Genomic DNA, 18,155 nt, shown 5'->3' with positions numbered 1-18,155 from the left:
ATTTGCCGATCGTCTTTTCTACTATTATATTCATTTATTCTGCAGCGACGCCTGATTGTTCTTTAAGGATTGCTGCTTTATCCGTGCGCTCCCATGGCAGATCCACGTCCGTACGGCCGAAATGTCCGTATGCAGCAGTCTGCTTGTAGATTGGGCGGCGAAGGTCAAGCATTTTGATGATGCCAGCTGGACGCAAATCGAAGTTTGCGCGCACAAGGTCGATCAACGTGTCTTCGCTTACTTTGCCTGTTCCGAATGTGTCGATTGCAATTGAAACCGGGTGTGCTACCCCGATTGCGTAAGCCACTTGCACTTCACATTTGTCTGCAAGGCCTGCAGCAACGATGTTTTTCGCAACATAGCGAGCAGCGTATGCACCTGAACGGTCCACTTTTGTCGCATCTTTTCCTGAGAAAGCACCGCCGCCGTGGCGCGCATAACCGCCATAAGTGTCGACGATGATTTTGCGGCCTGTCAAGCCCGCATCCCCTTGAGGTCCACCGATAACAAAGCGGCCTGTCGGGTTGATGAAGTATTTTGTATCTTCATCGATCAAGTTAGCCGGAACGACTGCGTTGATGACATATTCTTTGATGTTGCGCTGAATCTGCTCAAGCGTCACTTCTGGGTGATGCTGAGTCGAGATGACAATCGTATCTACGCGGAACGGTTTGTTGTTTTCATCGTATTCGATTGTTACTTGCGTTTTGCCATCCGGACGCAAATATGGAAGGATCTCTTCTTTGCGTACTTCTGCAAGGCGGCGAGCCAATTTATGTGCCAAGCTGATCGGCAATGGCATCAATTCTTCTGTTTCGTTGGATGCGTAGCCGAACATCAAGCCTTGGTCGCCTGCTCCGATTTCATCCAATTCTTTATCAGTCATTTGGCCTTCACGTGCTTCAAGAGCCACGTTGACTCCTGCAGCGATATCCGCTGACTGCTCATCAATCGCTGTCAAAACAGCGCTTGTTTCAGAGTCGAAACCGTATTTCGCGCGTGTATAGCCGATATCTTTAACTGTTTGGCGCACTACTTTCGGGATGTCGACATACGTAGATGTCGTAATTTCTCCCGCAACCAACACCAAACCTGTTGTTACTGTCGTTTCGCATGCTACTCGTGCGTTCGGGTCTTCTGCTAAGATTGCATCAAGGATGGCATCTGAGATTTGGTCACAGATTTTATCCGGATGTCCTTCTGTTACTGATTCTGATGTGAATAATTTACGGTTTGTCAAAAAAAGCTCCTCCTTATATCCTGCGAGATTGCTCTCGAAATTGATACGGTACTCGTTTTCCCATGTCAAGTCCGTTCCAGTCGAACTGGATTGAACTTCAAGCCGTTGTGGCCTTTGCACACGAGGATTAAGGGCAATTTCATAAAAAAATCCCTTCGCTCATAAATAAATGAGGAAAGGAGAAATCATCATAAGCACCTTTCACTCTTATCGTCCAAGGTTGAGTTCCTTGCTTCAGGTTTGGCACCTTCTCTGCAAATGCAGCAGGTTGCCGGGTTTCATAGGGCCTGTCCCCTCCACCAGCTCGGAATAAGAGTATCCGTACAATTTTTCATCATACGGAATGTACATAGTGATGTCAACGTTTTTAGCTAAATAGCAGGGCAAAACTTTATTGTTCCACACGGTGAACTGATTAATGCCAAATAAATGTTACTTTTTCATGTCTTTGGGTTATTAGTATAGACTAATGACTATAATGTGTTATACTAATCTACGAAATATACAAGCTCCCCATGGCTATGGGAATAACCGAAAAGGAAGGTACATATAAATGAATCCAGTAAACTTCTCAAGCAATTTAAAGGATCTTTTAAATGGCCAAAATATACGCGTGCAATTATCAGTTCCACAATTAATCGAAGCAGCCACATCCCGTGGAGAAGCTGTTTTAACGAAAGATGGCGCAGTAAAAGCTGAAACCGGCAAATACACTGGCCGCTCCCCTAAAGATAAATATATCGTAGATGAGCCTATTTCTAAAGATAAAATTGACTGGGGTTCTGTAAACCGCCCGATTTCATCTGAAGTTTTCGAAAACCTGTATGCGAAAGTGCTGGACCACATGAAGCAAAAAGATGAGCTGTTCGTATTCAAAGGCTATGCCGGTGCTGATCCTGAATCACGCCTTGGCATTCAGACCATCAACGAATACGCTTGGCATAACCTATTCGCCCATCAATTGTTCATCCGTCCGACAAAAGAGGAATTGGCAAGCCACGAAGCGCAATTCACTGTTGTCTATGCACCGACTTTCCATGCAGATCCTGCTGTGGATGGCACGGATTCTGAAACGTTCATCATCGTATCGATGGAGCAAAAAATCATCTTGATCGGCGGAACTGAATATGCCGGTGAAATGAAAAAAGCGATCTTCTCGATCATGAACTACTTGCTTCCTGAACAAGGCATCCTTCCTATGCATTGCTCAGCGAATGTCGGTGAAGAAGGCGATGTTACATTGTTCTTCGGTTTGTCCGGAACAGGCAAAACAACGCTATCTGCAGATGAAAACCGCAAATTGATCGGCGACGACGAGCATGGCTGGTCCGATAACGGCGTCTTCAACATCGAAGGCGGATGCTATGCGAAAACGATCAACTTGACGCGCGAACACGAACCGCAAATTTATGACGCAATCACGTTCGGTTCTGTACTTGAAAACGTAGTAGTGGATGAAGAAACACGCATCCCGGATTACGCTGATGGTTCATTGACAGAAAATACACGTGCAGCATATCCGATTCATGCAATCAAAAACATCGTCTTCCCTTCAGTGGCAGGCCATCCGAAAACGATCGTCTTTTTGACTGCGGACGCTTTCGGCGTATTGCCTCCAATCAGCAAATTGACAAAAGAGCAGGCGATGTACCATTTCCTAAGCGGATACACATCGAAACTTGCCGGCACTGAGCGCGGAGTCACTTCTCCGGAAGCGACATTCTCTACGTGCTTCGGATCGCCTTTCCTTCCGTTGCATGCGACTGTCTATGCTGAAATGCTTGGCGACAAAATCGATGAGCATGGATCTGAAGTGTTCTTAGTGAACACGGGCTGGACTGGCGGCGTATACGGCGTCGGAAGCCGTATGAAATTGTCTTACACACGCACAATGGTACGCGCAGCGATCAAAGGCGAACTCCACAACATCGAAACGGAACAGGAAGCTGTATTCGGCTTGCAAATTCCGAAAGAAGTGCCAGGTGTTCCAACTGAAGTATTAAACCCGCGCAACGCATGGGCTGACAAAGCGGCTTACGATCAGAAAGCAAAAGAGCTTGCACAAGAATTCGAAGCGAACTTCAAAAAGTTCGGCACTGTCTCCACTGACATCAGTGAAAAAGGCGGACCGATCAAAAACTAACAAGCAAAAAGAAGCTATCCATCGCGGATAGCTTCTTTTTTCGCCCTTTTTTAACTTGCGATTTTATTTTTCCATCTCCTGGCGCTTCATCCATTCGGTCAACGCCCTTGCCGTTTTGCGGTTCACGGCTGGCGGGAAGAAATGCGTGTATTCCGGAAAATACCAGGTTTCGTGCTTTTGGCTGTTTAGGATCAATGCCTCTTCCAGCAAAAATGCCTGTGCCGGAAATACGTTTTCATCTTTCAGCCCATGGATGATCAGAAACGGTGCTTGCGCCTCGTTCAAGCGCATCAACGGATTTCTTTCCTCGTACGCCGCCAATGCGGTATTCGGCGTGCCTCCGTATAGCCGCTTCATCATCCGCCGCATGTCTGGCCGTTCTTTATACGTCAAAACAGTATCTGTGACGCCTGCCCAGGTGACTACGGATGTGATGTCCTGCCGGAGAACAGCTGTCCACAGCGCCATGATCCCTCCGCGCGAGAAGGCCAGGACATGGACTGCTTCTGTGCAAAATCGCTTCAGCACATCCACCGCATAAACCGCGTCCCAGCGATCCGCGCCGGCAAATTCATCGCGCCCTTGCCCGCCCCGGTTTCCACGGTAATACGGTGCAAACACGACAAATCCCTGCGCGGCGAATTGTGCGATCCGCGCCGGCCGGACCATGCCAATGGACTGGATGCCTCCGCGCAGGTAAAGGATGCCGCTATAACTGCCCTTTTTTTTCGGTTGTGCCAGCAAACCTTTGACAAGCAAGCCGTCTGACCAATAGCTGATTTCCGTCAGCCGCACATGCGGATTCGGCGACGGATATATTTTTTTCGATTTAATCGCTCCATTTTCCAAGATGCTCCACCTTCTCTATGATTGCCTTCATGCCGTCGTCCCTCATCAAAAAACTATAGCTGTTATCGGGTGCCAACTTGTCTTTCAGCACGATGCCAGTTGTTTCCATCAAGCTGATTTCTTCGACCCGCAAGGCTTTCGCAATAAAGACCGTCTTGCAGAAAGGCTGCTCCGTGTTGACCCGGTATTCCGCGAACCATTCCAGTTCCGCAACTACAGCACCCGTTTCCTCGTATACTTCCCTTATTGCCGCCTGTTGTAAACTTTCGCCGGGCTCTGCCTTGCCTCCCGGGAACTCAAGCCCTCTTTCTTTATGCTTCGTCAGCACCCATTGTCCGTTAAATTTGCAGACAACCAATACGTGCCTGCAAGGCGCTGGAAATGATCCTTTTTCAAATGAAAGCTCGCATTCGATGCCGTTCAAGTCTATGTATTTCATCCACTCACTCCTTGGCTCAAAAAGAAAAAGCGTGCACTGACGTTCAGCACACGCTCCAGTCATTCTATTTTACTTCTTTTCGCCAAGAAAAGCAGATAACATCCAAGAATGCTTTTCAAGATTCTGATGGATGGCGTTGAACATATCTTCGGTCATGTCGTCGCCGTCTTCAGCAGCCAATTCCATTCCTTTTTTCAGGGATTTCATGACTTTATTATAATCTTTCACGACTGTATCGACCATTTGTTCAGCCGTTTCCTTTGATGTCGCTTCTTTTACGACCGACAGCTCCAATTGTTCTTTCATTGTCGCAACCGGTTTGCCGCCAAGCGCCAATAAGCGTTCCGCGATTTCATCCATATGCAATGTCGCTTCGTTGTATAATTCCTCGAACTTCACATGCAACGTGAAAAATGACGGGCCTTTCACATACCAATGAAAATTATGTAATTTCGTATACAGGACCGACCATGTTGCCACCTGTACATTCATTTCCTGGTTTAACTCTTTAGACATACTGCCCACTCTCCTTAAATTTTAATAAGCTCTTATACTTTATTTATACCTCTGCCCTGCTTACAATAAACATACAGACCCTTACCCTGAAAGAAGATGAATCAAATTGAAGACATTCCTATTAAAGTTTTTCCGCTTTTACCAGCGGTTCATCTCCCCTTTGTCGCCGCCAAGCTGCCGTTTTTATCCGACGTGCTCCCATTACGGAATTGAAGCCGTTGAGAAGCATGGCGCATGGAAAGGCGGCTATCTCGCCGTCCGCCGAATTTTAAGCTGCCACCCGTTCCATAAAGGCGGCATCGATTTTGTACCAGAAGAATGGCCACCAAAAAAATGATTGGTGGTTTTTCTTGTGTTTTAAAAAGATATGCTGTATTATTCGATAAGTAGTTAAAACGTAATCATTACATTTTGGAGGATAAATTATGAAAAAATTATTGGCAATCTTATCATCGGCTTTATTATTAGCAGCTTGCGGGACTCCTTCCGGCGATGAACAAACACAAAACGGACAGGCAGACGAATCGAAAGTCCAGATTTATACAACTGTTTATCCGCTCACATATTTTACCGAACGGATCGGCGCTGAGCACGTCGAAGTAAAATCGGTCTACCCAGCCGGAGCGAACGAACACAGTTTCGAACCAACGCAGCAGGATATGATCAAATTGGCAGAAGCTGACTTGATGTTCTATGTTGGGCTTGGCTTGGAAGGCTTTATCGGCAAAGCGAAAGATACATTGAAAAATGAAAAGGTCCAATTCGTAGCAGCTTCTGATGCTATTTCCGATGAGGAATTGGAGGCTGCCGCTGCTCCGCATGAAGAAGATGGACATGAAGAAGACGCCCATGCAGAAGACACTCACGAAGAAGACGGGCATGAAGAAGATGCACATGAGGATGAAGCAGCGGCAGAAGAAGATGGACACGAAGGCCATGATCATGGCGCAACCGACCCACATGTTTGGATGTCCCCTGTCTTGAGCCAAAGATTGGCGGAATCGATCAAAGAATCATTGGTTGAACAAGACCCGGACCATGCAGAAGACTACGAAAACAATTACGACGCATTGGTTACGGAATTGGAAGAGCTTGACGAATCGTTTGTTGCATTGTCTGAACGCGTCAACAACAAGACCTTCTTCGTTTCGCATTCGGCATTCGGCTACATTTCCGAGCCATACGGATTTGAACAGATTGCAGTTGCCGGTTTGAACAGCCAAGACGAACCTTCACAGAAGGAATTGACGGAAATTGTCGACATGGCAAAAGAGAAAAAGATTCAACACATCGTTTTTGAGCAGAATGTTTCTTCCAATCTGACGGAAGTCATTCAAAAAGAAGTAGGAGCAGAAGCTGTGGAAATGCACAATTTAGGTGTACTGACCCAAGAAAACATCGACAACGAAGAAACGTATTTCACCTTGATGGAAAAAAATCTTCAAACGCTTGAAACGATATTAAAATAAAGAAAAGCACCGCGAATCCGATTCGCGGTGCTTTTCTATGTCGTCAATTTTTCCAAGCGTTTCGTCAGCCAATCCCGCCATTCTACAGCAAGCGCTTGGCTTTCCAGCACTTGGCGAATCGCTTCGGCGTTTTTCGGCTGATGGAAATTCACGGTGTTTGCATATAAGACCGAAACCCCTTTCGAATCCCTTTCGATCAGCTCTGCACGGTCACCCGACGCGACCATCCCTTCTTCCAGCACACGGCAAAGATAGCCGGTATAGCCAGTTTTCACCATTGCTTTCAGGAAAGGTGCCATGTCGAGGCGCCGGTCGATCGTGTTGCATGGTACGCGGCCTTGCGTCACTTGGACAACCGCTTCGCCGATGTGCAAAACATCTCCGATATGTATATCTTCTTCGAGCATATGGGTCAGCGTCAGATTTTCTCCGAACGCAGCTGGCGGAAGCTCTAAGCCGAATTCCTTTTCCCAGCGTGCATAATGTTCGAAAGGATAAATGCAGACAGCGCGGTCCGGCCCGCCGTGGTGCTTCTTGTCCGCTACGCCATCACCGTGAAAACCTTCTTTCGACAAAAAAGCTTGCTGGACCGGCTTTTTGCAGATAGCTGTCAGCATCTCCTTGCCTTCTCCGTACGAAAGCTTTTCCGGCAAGCCGATTGCAAAATACTTGATTTCTGCTGTTGCGTTGCTCTTCATCGCCAAGCCCCCTTCTTCGGATTCTCTTTGCTTCATTTTAGCATAGCGGTTTGGCCAGCCAACCGCCCACTGCCAAGCTTTTCAGCTACAAATTTCATCAGGTCATCCAGTGTGCCAATCACCCGCTCCACTTCCGGCAAATGATAGAACGTAGTCGTTGCCGAAAAATCATAGACATCAGCTTCTTCGGAAAACAAATACACTTTTTTCCCAGCTGCCAGAGCCATTCCGAGCTCGATGTGGCTTCCTTTGCCTGCGGGCAGCAAGATAAAGAATACATCAGCTTCAAGCACAGCAGCTTTTTCAAGCTGTCCGATTGCAGCAAGCGCCTCTGCATTTTCAGCTTTGCTGTTCATCGTCCAATCGTAGGTCTGTGCATGCCCCTGATTGATCAGCTTCCGGCTAAGTTGTTTCACCATATCCTGGTTTGCAAAACTTGATGCTATGTAAAATTTCATGAGCCTGCCCCCTTTTTCTTTTTTTGCATTTTAAGGTATATCTGTGCAGCTGTAATTGCCAGCAGCAGCCAAATGATCGGGTTGCTGAGGGATATCCCCATAGAGGATGTTCCACCAAGCAGCGGCAGAACGACCAGAAGAGCCAGGAGGTAAAAAGTGGAGCCGAGCATCCATATTGCCTGAGATTTTTCATCTTTGCCTTTTTTAGCCGTAAATCCGCCCGAAAGGAAAAGAACAGCAATGACAGCAACGGCAAACCACTTGCCTGCTGCAAATCCCGGCAATTGCGGAAAATAATCCTGGACCAGCAAGTATGTCACTGCCATTAACATGATAACTCCCCTTACCATGAAGCTCCCTCTTCTCTTTGCCAATCAACGCAGTAGCCGATTCCAGCCCACTTGCTCAGTTCAACCTTCCCATTTTCTATCCTGATTTCAGGTGCAATGATATCCCGCTCCCAGAAATGGCGTGACGCGGAAAAATCGCCGGGAAGCGTAATCCCCGGCAAGGAAGCCAGCGCCAGATTATGGGCTTTCGATACTCCGAACTCGATCATGCCGCCGACCCACATGCCAATGGAATGTTCACGGCACAGCTCAACCACTTTCAGCGTCTCGCTCCAGCCGCCGAGCCTGCCCATTTTCAAGACCAGAATATCTGCAGCCTCTTCGGCGATTGCCCGTTCGGCATCTGCCAAACTGCCGATGCTTTCATCAAGGCAGATAGCTGTTTTCATGTCCCGTTTGGCGCGGGCATGAAGCTGCCATTGTTGTTCAGCAAAAGGCTGCTCGATCAGCGTAAAGCCTGCACCGTCGAACGCAATCAGCCGCTCCCAGGAAACTTCTGAAAATGCGCCGTTGGCATCCGCAAAAAACAGCATGTCCGGATACCGGCCAATGATTTCTTTTAAAAGTCCGATATTGCTGTCTGGTGTGATTTTGATCTTCACCCGTCTGTAGCCTGCAGACGAAGCTGCAGCTACCCCATCGCTGATTTTGTCTTCATCCGCTGCAACGACGACTCCTGCCGGCACCGGTGCATCCGTACCGCCGAGCATTTGCCAGAGCGGCATCCCCTGTTTTTTCGCGAACAAATCCCATACGGCTGTCTCGACTGCCGCTTTCGCCATGCGGTTGCCTTTGACAGCGGCAAACAACTCAGCTACTTGCGACGGACTTTCCAAGGTTTTATTCAATAAAAGCGGGATCAGCACGTGCTCGATGACAAAACGGCAGCCCGTAACGGTTTCTGCGGTGTACCACGGAGTTGAAAAAGCGACGCATTCCCCGAAGCCTTCCAACCCTTCATCAGAAACCACCTTTACGATCAGGCTTTCCCGCTCTGCAACCGTCTGCAAGGATGTTTTAAATGCCTGTTTCAAGGGTTCATTGATCCGCTTCAGCTCAATTGCGTTAATCGTCAATCCCATGTTTTCAGCTCTCTACGCAGCAGCTTGTTCGCGGCATTGCGCGGCAAAGAATCTACTTTGCGGATCCATTTCGGCACCTTGTAGGAAGCGAGCCGCGTCTGGCAAAATTCCACCAGCTCCTGTTTCTCCACATCGTCTTGCAATACGACAAACGCCACAGGCACTTCTCCCCATTGGTCATGCTGTGTGCCGCAAACGCCCGCTTCACGCACAGCTGGATGCTCAAGCAGCACTTTCTCGATTTCAGCCGGGTAGATGTTTTCGCCGCCTGACACGATGAGATCCGAACGCCGGTCGACTACGTACAAAAATCCTTCATCGTCCAGGTAGCCCATGTCGCCGGTATGCAGCCAGCCGTCCTGCTGAACTTCCTTACCGGCGAATTTGCCGATATAGCCCGGCGTTACCTGTGGGCCGCGGATATGGATTTCGCCGATATCCCCTGGCTTCTGTGCACCTTCAATCCGCACTTGGTAAAGAAACAGCGGCTTGCCGGAAGAACCGACTTTGCGGTCTGCATCATCCGGCTGCAAAGTTGTCGTCTGCGACGAAGTTTCTGTCATGCCATAGGTTTGAAGCACCGACATTCCATAGCTTCCTGCACGGTGGATGTAATTCGGAGGAATAGGTCCGCCGCCAGCGAGCATCACCTTAAAGCGTGGAGACACTTCCAGATCCAACTCTTTCAAGGTCGACAAGATGCGCTCCAGGGTAACGCCGACCACCGACATATGCGTGACAAGGCCGCTTTGGAGTTCATAGGCACATTGTTCTGCGTCGAATTTCGGATGCAGACGTACACCCATTCCGTATACAAGCGAACGCATCAAAATCGAGAATCCGCTGATATGGAACAGCGGCACCGTGCAAAGCCAGACGTCGTCAGGCGCGATGCCGATATTCAAGGCAGACGACACGGAACTGGAAAAATGGTTTTCCGCTGTTTGCCTGACGCCTTTCGGGCTGCCGGTCGTGCCGGACGTGTACATGATGGAGATCGTGCGGTCCGGATTCCATTCGTCTTCCGGTGTAAAAGCAATTCCTTCTATCTTCTGCAACTCGCTGAACAGCATTTGGTGCGGACTGTCTATTTTACCTTTCAGCGCATCATCAACAATCACCAAATCCGCTTTTGAATCATCGAGCTGATAAGCCAACTCCACTTTCGACAAGCGTTCGTTGAGCATGACCATTTCACAGCCGGCGTGCATACAGGCATACATCAGCATGACAAACTCAGGATGCGATTTTGACAGGAATGCCACACGGCTGTTTTTCGTGACGCCTGCTGCTGCCAGCTTGCCGGCGTATCCCAGTGCAATGCCATTTAGTTCCGCAAATGTCCATTGCTGGTCTTCAAACGACAGCGCCATGCGGTTGCCATTCAGGTAAGCACGCTGGGACAGCCAATTCGGATACATCATAGGAAAAATCCTTTCTTTTAAAAAAAGCTGTCCCCGGGAGGACAGCTTTCAATTATTCAAAATCACGGGAAACGAGGGAATTGGCCGAAATCCGGTTTGCGTTTTTCTTTGAACGCATCGCGGCCTTCTTTTGCTTCATCCGTTGTGTAATACAATAACGTTGCGTCTCCAGCCATTTGCTGAAGCCCAGCAAGGCCGTCCGTGTCCGCATTCATTGCTGCTTTCACGAAGCGCAATGCCGTCGGGCTCATCTCGAGCATTTCTTCACACCACTTGACTGTCTCGTCTTCCAACTGGTCCAAAGGCACGACTGTGTTGACTAAGCCCATATCAAGCGCTTCTTGTGCGTCGTATTGGCGGCATAGGTACCAGATTTCACGGGCTTTCTTATGGCCGATGATGCGTGCCAGGTAGCCTGAACCGTAGCCTGCGTCGAACGAACCGACGCGCGGGCCTGTTTGGCCGAAACGTGCATTGTCAGCCGCAATCGTCAAATCGCAGACAACGTGCAGAACGTGCCCGCCGCCGATTGCGTAGCCAGCGACCATCGCCACAACCGGTTTTGGAATGACGCGGATCAAGCGCTGAAGATCCAAGACGTTCAAGCGAGGAATCTCGTCTTCCCCGACATAGCCGCCGTGTCCGCGGACACTTTGGTCTCCGCCTGAGCAGAATGCTTTTTCGCCTTCGCCTGTCAGGACGATGACGCCTACTTTGGAATCGTCGCGTGCACGTGAAAATGCATCGATCAATTCGTGGACCGTTTTCGGGCGGAACGCATTGCGCACTTCCGGACGGTTGATGGTGATTTTGGCAATGCCATTATACGTTTCGTATTTAATGTCTTCATATGTACGTGCTGTAATCCATTCGCGTGTCATGATTTTCCTCCTTGGTAGTTAGAACTTAAATACTCCCTTACTATTGTAGCAAACTCAGCCGGTTTTTCCACATGAATTGCATGGCCCGCTTCAATTGAGCAAAATACAGCGTTTGGCAGCCGTGCCGCCATCCTTTTCGCGATGTCCATGAACTTCGCATCCAAGGTTCCCGCGACTAATAAAACCGGCATGTCCAGCCTGTTCAGCCCTTCCCAATATGAAGCCTGTGCTCCCGTTCCCATGCCAATCAAGCTATTTGCCAGACCAAGCGGCTTCTGCGCAATCCGTTCGTGTCGAATCCGTTCCTTGACCTTGTCCGATAAGTTTTTTTGGCTGTCGAATAACGGAATCTTTTCCCAGAACTCAACAAACTCGAAGATGCCATCAGCCAGAATCCGTTCCGCCAGCTTTTCATCGCGCCGCTGGCGTTCCAGCTGTTCCGCTGTGGTTTTCAAGCCCGGCGACGCACTTTCCAAAATCAATAGACGCACTTCTTCAGGGTAAGCAGACGCGAAAGCCAGTGCTGTGCGGCCGCCCATTGAATAACCCGCTAGCGTGTAATCTGTGATGCCCAATTTATTGAGCAGCTTTTTCAAATCCCGGACCTGCAGTTCCATAGCATAGCGAGACGATTGAGCCGGGCTTTCCGTCTCACCATGGCCCAGCAAATCAATCAGCACAATCCGGTAATCGGGCAATGCTGCCGAAATTCCTTCCCACGATGCGGTGCTGCCAGTAAAGCCGTGCAGAAAAACTATCGTACGGCTTTGGCCGCTATTCAGGATTTCCACATGATATTCGGCGCCTTCAATGTGCTCTTTCATTATTTCCCCAGCTCCTCATTAAGCCGATTCCATAATTTCCTGTGAGTCTTCGTATTGTTGGCACGGTCTGTAAATACCTCGATTATTTTAACTGATTTGTGTTTTACTGTGCGCAGGGCATCAATTAGCTGCTGCTTCGTTTCCACCGCTGCATATTCCGTGTCGTACATGCGCGCCGCATCTTCAAATTTCAATCCTGTGGGAGTTCCGAACAGCGCTTCAAAATAACGCTCTTCTTCCGATTGCGGCAAATAGGAGAAAATTCCGCCGCCATCGTTGTTCATGACCACGATTGTCATATCCGTCTCCTGCAAGCGGGAGGCAATCAGGCCGTTCATGTCGTGCAGGAACGACAAATCGCCGATGTACAGATAGGTATGGCGTTTATTCGCCGCCTGCACACCGAATGCCGTCGAGACGACCCCGTCGATGCCATTGGCTCCGCGGTTTGCGTACATTAGGATGTCCTTGTCGGTTGTGCGGAAATACGTGTCAACGTCACGGATCGGCATACTGCTGCCAATCACGAGGTTGCATTTGTCCAGCTCTCCAAAAAATGCCTTAGCCAAGACGCCTTCATCCAGCTCAGTTTCACAATGCTCATCCGCCAGCTGCCAGAAAAGCATAGAGCCTTTCTGCCATTCTGCCAGGTAAGCCGATTCCTTTTGTTGGCCAAGCGGCAGCTGCCATAAGTTTTTTGCAGAAGCTTGGAGATGATGGGTGACGACCGATTGGGCATCCCGCATCATCGGGCTTTCGTCCATCACGGCGTAGATTTTCGGTTTTACAGCAGCCAGAAATGCCGTCAACGGCTTCGATACCGGCTGAGGCCCTATCCTAATGACCGCCTCCGGTTGAATCGCCGATTTGAAAGACTCGTTTTTCAGCAATGCATCGTAAGAGTCGATGATCACATGTTGATGCTGTTTTGCCGTATTCGCGCGTAAGTTCGACAGCGGATCGGCCAGAATCGGCCATTGCAAACGCTCCGCAAAGTCCCAGAATATAGCTGGCAATGGCTCTGGCATTTCCCCAACCACTAACAAGCCTCGCTGCAATTCGAGCGTCTCCAACAAGAAGCTTTCAGCTTGCGCACTCAATGCCGACTCGCCGGCAAAGTGGACAACCTCGCCTTTGCTCTCATAGCTTTGTTCAAAATCGATGCGCAGCGGTTCACGGAAGGGTACATTCAGGTGCACCGGCCCTTTCGGTTCCGTTTTCGCTGATGCGACAGAGCGGTGCAGATGGCGTGACAGGAAGTCGAGCCGGTTGTCTTCTTCCGGCATCGGCAAATCCGCTGACCACTTCACATGTGCACCAAAAAGGTTGATCTGGTTGATGGCCTGTGGCGCACCCACTTCCCGCAATTCATGCGGACGGTCGGCCGTCACAACAAGCAGCGGTACTCGCGCGTAATACGCTTCCACGATAGCGGGAAAGAAATTCGCAGCCGCTGTCCCGGATGTGCAAAGCAGCATGACCGGCTTGCCGGATGCTTTTGCCAATCCCAATGCGTAATAGCCAGCAGACCGCTCATCTATTTGGCGATGGACGGCAAGCCCTTCCTGTTTCATGCAGGCATAAGCGAGCGGGGTCGATCTGGAACCCGGGCTGATGACTGCGTCCGACACTCCTGAAGAAACAAGGGAATGGGTAAATGCAGATACATATTCAGTCAACAATTTACGATTCGTCACTTAATTGGCCTCCAAGCGCACGGAGCATCGGTCTGAATTTAACCCATGTTTCTGCGTATTCCGATTCTGGGCTGGAATCTTCGACAATTCCGCCGCCCGCGTATAAATATGCTTCTTTTCCACTTAATAAGGCCGAGCGGATGGCAACTGCGAATTCACCGTTCCCTTTTGCGTCAATCCAGCCGATTGGCGCTGCATAAAAGCCGCGGTTCATCGTTTCATACTGGCGGATCAAGCTCATCGCTTCCTGCTTCGGTTCCCCGCCAAGCGCGGGCGTCGGATGCAGGTCCTTCACCAAATCGAGCAGCGTAGAGCCTTCCGCCAATTCACCTTCCACCGGTGTATACAAATGCTGGATATCACGGATTTTCATTAATTTCGGCATTTTTGGCACAATGATGTTCGTACTGTGCTTACTGAATACTTTACTGATCATTTTAACAACATATTGATGTTCAGAGCGGTTTTTCTTATCTTGAAGCAATTCTTCGCCCAATTTGGCGTCTTGCTCAGCCGTTTTGCCGCGGGGAATTGATCCTGCCAAGCATGTTGATAGCGCTTGGCGGTCTTTGACTTTCACCAGCCGTTCAGGGCTTGCGCCAAAGAAAAACTGATCTTGTGCTTCCATGCCGAATAAAAAGCTTTCCGGCTGTTCTTCCGATATCTGGTACAGGGCCGCAGCCGGAGACAACGGTTTATCGTATTGCAGCTTCAAGGCGCGTGCAATCACCACTTTTTCCGCTTGCTTCGCCTTGATGATTTCCGTCACTTTGCCGATCGATTCCAAATAACGCTCTTTTTTGATTTCCGTCAATTTGACGGCCACCGGTTTGCCATATCTTTTCAGTTCGGACACTTGTGCCGAGTGGATCAGCCGATCCCGCTCTTTGCGCAGCGCATCGAATTCATTGAATGAATGATCATCTTTCGTAATCAGGTGGATGCTGACATAAGCACGGTCGTCCTGGATCGTCAGCTGGAAAGTCGGGACCGCAAAATAAGCCTGAGGGAAATTCGTCCAGACGCTTTGTGTATTATTTAAAGGGTCAAAGGAAAATCCGCCAAACAAGATTGGCTGTACCTCATGCTCTTCGTTGACAATTTGCCGGCACAGGCTCTGCCATTCGCGTTTCACCTCTTCGAACCGCCCATGGCTGTTCGGCGTTGACATGACATGCGCATGCCCGAGGCCGACCAATGTAAACGTCTTTTCGCGATTCTGCCAAAACATCCGCTTGCCTTTGAACAGTCCTTCACCCGCTTCAAAAAAGGCCAATGCGGACATTCGGGATACTTCGATCGTTTCTGTAAAAAATTGATACGCCATATAGCGTGTGTCTTTCAACTTGCCGGCCGATGAATACTGTTGTGGATTCATCATATTCCCTCCGTTTTTCTATAGCTGTGCATATCCTGCCCAGCCTGTTTCACTTTTTAATCTCTACCCTCTATCATACCCCTTTCTGTTGAAATCAGCACACCATTTGCTGTATTTCCCTTGAAATTGAAGGTACAATATATATTGGAAAGAATTAAAGGAGATGTACGAAATGACACATTCCATTCAAGCGGACAGCGGCTGGCGTGTATGGTGGCAGCTGACCCGCCCCCATACATTGACCGCCGCTTTCGCCCCCGTTTTCTTAGGAACCATGATCGCCCTGAACCACACCCCGATCGACTGGCCATTGTTCTGGGCTATGCTGATTGCAAGCCTCTTAATCCAGGCAGCAACCAATATGTTCAATGAATACTACGATTTTGCCCGCGGACTCGACAACGAAAATTCAGTCGGCATTGGTGGAGCGATTGTACGCAACGGCGTTACACCGAAAACCGTTTTGACATTGGCGCTCATCCTTTACGCGATCGCAGCAGTAATTGGCATCTGGATTTGTGCGCAGACCAGCTGGTGGCTCCTTGCAGTCGGCGGTGCCGCAATGGCGATTGGCTACCTTTACACAGGCGGCCCCTACCCGATTGCTTACACCCCTTTCGGCGAATTGTTTTCCGGCGTCGTGATGGGCTTCCTGATCGTGATCATCGCCTTCTATATCCAAACGGCTACCGTCACAGCAGAAGCTGCCATGCTGGCAATTCCAAGCACATTGCTTGTAGCAGCCATCATGCTGACAAATAACATCCGTGACATTGTCGGGGATGCTGCCAGCGGACGCAAAACCCTTGCCATCCTCATCGGCAGAAAGAAAGCTGTTACCATCCTTGCAGCATTTTTCCTCTTGTCCTATTTGTGGATCCTGGCATTGGTCCTTTTTGCAGATTTGACTTTCTGGTCTTTGCTCGTTTTCTTAAGTGCCCCAAAAGCGATCGGCGTCGTAAAAACCTTCAAGCGTTTCCACGAACCGCTTCAAGTCATGCCTGCGATGAAAGCGACCGGCATCATCAACACGCTATTCGCGTTTTTGCTTGGCTGTAGTTTGCTTATCCATTATTTATTGGCATAGATAAAAGGCTTCTGTTTCCAGCAGAAGCCTTTTTTTCATTGACCGCTATTTTCGGACGCGGTATATTTAATGTTATTTCAAGACCGCTTCATTATACATACGGAGGAGATATTCTATGAAACCGATTGCCATCGGAATTTGTGCCGCATTCTTTTTCGCATTTACATTTGTTTTGAACGCCAGCATGGAAGCAAGCGGCGGCCATTGGATTTGGAGCGCATCGCTGCGGTATTTCTTCATGGTTCCTTTTCTGCTGGTGATTGTTGCCTTGCGGAAGAACTTAAAAGAACTCATTCTCGAAATGAGAAAAAATCCATTGTCCTGGCTCCTATGGAGTTTTGTCGGTTTTGGCCTATTTTATGCCCCGCTCTGCTACGCTGCAGCTTATTCACCCGGCTGGCTCATTGCAGGATCCTGGCAGATCACCATCATCTCGGGTTCCCTGCTGGTCCCCTTGTTTTATACGACAGTCCAAACCGCAAACGGCCCACTGCGAATAAAAGAACAGATTCCTTATAAGGGGCTGGCTCTCTCTTCGATTATTCTGCTCGGTGTGCTTTTGATGCAGTTCGAACATGCTCAAGGCATATCTATCCAAACTTTTATTATGGGATTCTTCCCTGTCCTGCTGGCATCGTTCGCCTATCCGCTTGGCAATCGAAAAATGATGGCGCTGTGCGAGGGGCGTCTGGATGCTTATCAGCGGGTCCTTGGCATGACCATAGCAAGCCTTCCCTTTTGGCTGCTTTTATCGGGATTTGGCTTAGCTACTGAAGGATTGCCGAATGCTTCACAAATGGTTCAAACCTTGATAGTTGCCGTTTGCTCTGGTGTGATCGCGACTGTTCTATTTTTCCAAGCAACAGACTTGGTACGAAAAGACATGAAAAAACTGGCTGCTGTAGAAGCCACACAATCATTAGAAGTCCTTTTTGCTCTCGCCGGCGAAATCTGGGTGCTGTCGATTGCATTGCCTTCGTCCATCGCCTGGGCTGGGATTGCCGTTGTAATGATTGGGATGATCGTTCATAGTCTGGCCGTTAACGAAAAGCAGCCTGTTCCTGTCCCCTAATAATAAGCCCGGCTCGCCAGGAACTTTTGGCAGCCGGGCTTTCCAGTTCATTTAGTTTTCCACAATTAAAAAATTGTACAAAAAAAGAGTTCTGCATCGAAATGCAGAACTCTTTTTGCGATGACCCCTACGGGATTCGAACCCGTGTTACCGCCGTGAAAGGGCGGTGTCTTAACCGCTTGACCAAGGGGCCAATTACTGGCGGAGAAGGAGGGATTTGAACCCTCGCGCCGGTTTCCCGACCTACACCCTTAGCAGGGGCGCCTCTTCAGCCACTTGAGTACTTCCCCAGTATGGCTCCGAAGGTAGGACTCGAACCTACGACCATCGCATTAACAGTGCGGTGCTCTACCACTGAGCTACTTCGGAATGGTATGGTGGGCCTAAATGGACTCGAACCATCGACCTCACGCTTATCAGGCGTGCGCTCTAACCAGCTGAGCTATAGGCCCATATGTATGAATAAAAAATGGAGCGGGTGAAGAGAATCGAACTCTCATCATCAGCTTGGAAGGCTGAGGTTTTACCACTAAACTACACCCGCGAAC

At 49.2% G+C, this 18,155-nt stretch carries 18 protein-coding genes, 5 tRNA genes and 1 riboswitch; of the genes, 5 read left to right on the top strand and 18 right to left on the bottom strand.

From position 1 onward, the window contains the following. Positions 1 to 34: 34 nt before the first annotated feature. A complete protein-coding gene (metK, locus tag QMA09_RS16180) occupies positions 35 to 1,240 on the bottom strand; it encodes a methionine adenosyltransferase (protein WP_135505865.1) in 1,206 nt (401 codons plus the stop codon). Positions 1,241 to 1,444: 204 nt separating this feature from the next. Next, positions 1,445 to 1,556: riboswitch (SAM riboswitch) on the bottom strand. A 237-nt stretch (positions 1,557 to 1,793) separates the two neighbouring features. Between metK and pckA the strand changes: the two genes are divergently transcribed. Then, a complete protein-coding gene (pckA, locus tag QMA09_RS16175) occupies positions 1,794 to 3,383 on the top strand; it encodes a phosphoenolpyruvate carboxykinase (ATP) (protein WP_290213858.1) in 1,590 nt (529 codons plus the stop codon). 63 nt (positions 3,384 to 3,446) lie between these two features. Here pckA and QMA09_RS16170 read toward each other — a convergent pair whose 3' ends face one another. From QMA09_RS16170 to QMA09_RS16160, 3 genes are all read right to left on the bottom strand, one after another. Beyond that, entirely contained in the window at positions 3,447 to 4,235 is a 789-nt protein-coding gene (locus QMA09_RS16170) for an alpha/beta hydrolase family protein (protein ID WP_290213860.1), read from the bottom strand. After that, positions 4,213 to 4,671 (bottom strand): RNA deprotection pyrophosphohydrolase, encoded by a 459-nt coding sequence (gene ytkD / locus QMA09_RS16165; protein WP_290213857.1) that lies wholly within the window; start codon positions 4,669 to 4,671, stop codon positions 4,213 to 4,215. Before ytkD ends, QMA09_RS16170 begins: the two co-directional genes overlap by 23 nt. A gap of 69 nt (positions 4,672 to 4,740) precedes the next feature. Then, positions 4,741 to 5,187: a Dps family protein gene (locus tag QMA09_RS16160; protein ID WP_290213856.1), complete on the bottom strand. Its 447-nt coding sequence runs from the start codon at positions 5,185 to 5,187 to the stop codon at positions 4,741 to 4,743. A 106-nt stretch (positions 5,188 to 5,293) separates the two neighbouring features. Here QMA09_RS16160 and yidD point away from each other — a divergent pair, with 106 nt between their 5' ends. Both yidD and QMA09_RS16150 read left to right on the top strand, forming a co-directional pair. Continuing rightward, positions 5,294 to 5,524 (top strand): membrane protein insertion efficiency factor YidD, encoded by a 231-nt coding sequence (yidD, locus tag QMA09_RS16155; RefSeq protein ID WP_135502697.1) that lies wholly within the window; start codon positions 5,294 to 5,296, stop codon positions 5,522 to 5,524. A gap of 88 nt (positions 5,525 to 5,612) precedes the next feature. Continuing rightward, on the top strand, positions 5,613 to 6,656 hold the full coding sequence (locus QMA09_RS16150; RefSeq protein WP_290213855.1) for a metal ABC transporter solute-binding protein, Zn/Mn family: 1,044 nt from the start codon (positions 5,613 to 5,615) through the stop codon (positions 6,654 to 6,656). Positions 6,657 to 6,691: 35 nt separating this feature from the next. On the opposite strand, the gene QMA09_RS16145 is transcribed toward QMA09_RS16150, so the two are convergent. The 9 genes from QMA09_RS16145 to QMA09_RS16105 all read right to left on the bottom strand — a co-directional run bounded on the left by QMA09_RS16145 (position 6,692) and on the right by QMA09_RS16105 (position 15,448). Next, on the bottom strand, positions 6,692 to 7,354 hold the full coding sequence (locus QMA09_RS16145) for an MOSC domain-containing protein (RefSeq protein WP_290213854.1): 663 nt from the start codon (positions 7,352 to 7,354) through the stop codon (positions 6,692 to 6,694). 32 nt (positions 7,355 to 7,386) lie between these two features. Then, a complete protein-coding gene (locus QMA09_RS16140) occupies positions 7,387 to 7,812 on the bottom strand; it encodes a nucleoside 2-deoxyribosyltransferase (protein WP_290213853.1) in 426 nt (141 codons plus the stop codon). Further along, entirely contained in the window at positions 7,809 to 8,144 is a 336-nt protein-coding gene (locus tag QMA09_RS16135; protein ID WP_290213852.1) for a hypothetical protein, read from the bottom strand. The genes QMA09_RS16140 and QMA09_RS16135 overlap by 4 nt, the downstream gene beginning before the upstream one ends. An 11-nt stretch (positions 8,145 to 8,155) precedes the next feature. Then, positions 8,156 to 9,244 carry an o-succinylbenzoate synthase gene (menC, locus tag QMA09_RS16130; RefSeq protein ID WP_290213851.1) on the bottom strand — a complete coding sequence of 363 codons (1,089 nt, stop codon included), beginning with the start codon at positions 9,242 to 9,244 and terminating at the stop codon, positions 8,156 to 8,158. Continuing rightward, positions 9,235 to 10,668 carry an o-succinylbenzoate--CoA ligase gene (locus QMA09_RS16125; RefSeq protein ID WP_290213850.1) on the bottom strand — a complete coding sequence of 478 codons (1,434 nt, stop codon included), beginning with the start codon at positions 10,666 to 10,668 and terminating at the stop codon, positions 9,235 to 9,237. The genes menC and QMA09_RS16125 overlap by 10 nt, the downstream gene beginning before the upstream one ends. A gap of 62 nt (positions 10,669 to 10,730) precedes the next feature. Further along, positions 10,731 to 11,549, bottom strand: coding sequence for a 1,4-dihydroxy-2-naphthoyl-CoA synthase (menB, locus tag QMA09_RS16120; protein WP_290213849.1), 819 nt, complete (start codon positions 11,547 to 11,549; stop codon positions 10,731 to 10,733). Beyond that, the gene (gene menH, locus QMA09_RS16115; protein ID WP_290213848.1) at positions 11,546 to 12,373 is read right to left on the bottom strand and encodes a 2-succinyl-6-hydroxy-2,4-cyclohexadiene-1-carboxylate synthase; all 828 of its coding nucleotides are present in this window, start codon (positions 12,371 to 12,373) and stop codon (positions 11,546 to 11,548) included. Before menH ends, menB begins: the two co-directional genes overlap by 4 nt. Beyond that, positions 12,373 to 14,070, bottom strand: a complete 1,698-nt coding sequence (menD, locus tag QMA09_RS16110; protein ID WP_290213847.1) for a 2-succinyl-5-enolpyruvyl-6-hydroxy-3-cyclohexene-1-carboxylic-acid synthase — start codon at positions 14,068 to 14,070, stop codon at positions 12,373 to 12,375. Before menD ends, menH begins: the two co-directional genes overlap by 1 nt. Further along, the gene (locus QMA09_RS16105; RefSeq protein ID WP_483313562.1) at positions 14,057 to 15,448 is read right to left on the bottom strand and encodes an isochorismate synthase; all 1,392 of its coding nucleotides are present in this window, start codon (positions 15,446 to 15,448) and stop codon (positions 14,057 to 14,059) included. Before QMA09_RS16105 ends, menD begins: the two co-directional genes overlap by 14 nt. Positions 15,449 to 15,620: 172 nt before the next feature. Between QMA09_RS16105 and QMA09_RS16100 the strand changes: the two genes are divergently transcribed. Further along, a complete protein-coding gene (locus QMA09_RS16100; protein ID WP_290213846.1) occupies positions 15,621 to 16,535 on the top strand; it encodes a 1,4-dihydroxy-2-naphthoate polyprenyltransferase in 915 nt (304 codons plus the stop codon). 115 nt (positions 16,536 to 16,650) lie between these two features. Next, positions 16,651 to 17,607: a DMT family transporter gene (locus QMA09_RS16095; RefSeq protein ID WP_290213845.1), complete on the top strand. Its 957-nt coding sequence runs from the start codon at positions 16,651 to 16,653 to the stop codon at positions 17,605 to 17,607. 121 nt (positions 17,608 to 17,728) lie between these two features. Here the strand turns inward: QMA09_RS16095 and QMA09_RS16090 are convergent. The 5 genes from QMA09_RS16090 to QMA09_RS16070 all read right to left on the bottom strand — a co-directional run bounded on the left by QMA09_RS16090 (position 17,729) and on the right by QMA09_RS16070 (position 18,151). After that, positions 17,729 to 17,800, bottom strand: a tRNA-Glu gene (locus QMA09_RS16090). A gap of 6 nt (positions 17,801 to 17,806) precedes the next feature. Beyond that, positions 17,807 to 17,897: transfer RNA gene (locus QMA09_RS16085), tRNA-Ser, on the bottom strand. A 4-nt stretch (positions 17,898 to 17,901) separates the two neighbouring features. After that, positions 17,902 to 17,976, bottom strand: a tRNA-Asn gene (locus QMA09_RS16080). Between the two features lie 6 nt (positions 17,977 to 17,982). Beyond that, positions 17,983 to 18,059: transfer RNA gene (locus QMA09_RS16075), tRNA-Ile, on the bottom strand. 18 nt (positions 18,060 to 18,077) lie between these two features. Further along, positions 18,078 to 18,151, bottom strand: a tRNA-Gly gene (locus tag QMA09_RS16070). Positions 18,152 to 18,155 lie beyond the last annotated feature (4 nt).

The organism is Planococcus sp. APC 3906 (assembly GCF_030407685.1).
Lineage (GTDB): Bacteria > Bacillota > Bacilli > Bacillales_A > Planococcaceae > Planococcus > Planococcus koreensis.
The sequence above is the reverse complement of the archived record's forward strand: the minus strand, read 5'-3'. Positions and strand labels throughout refer to the sequence as shown.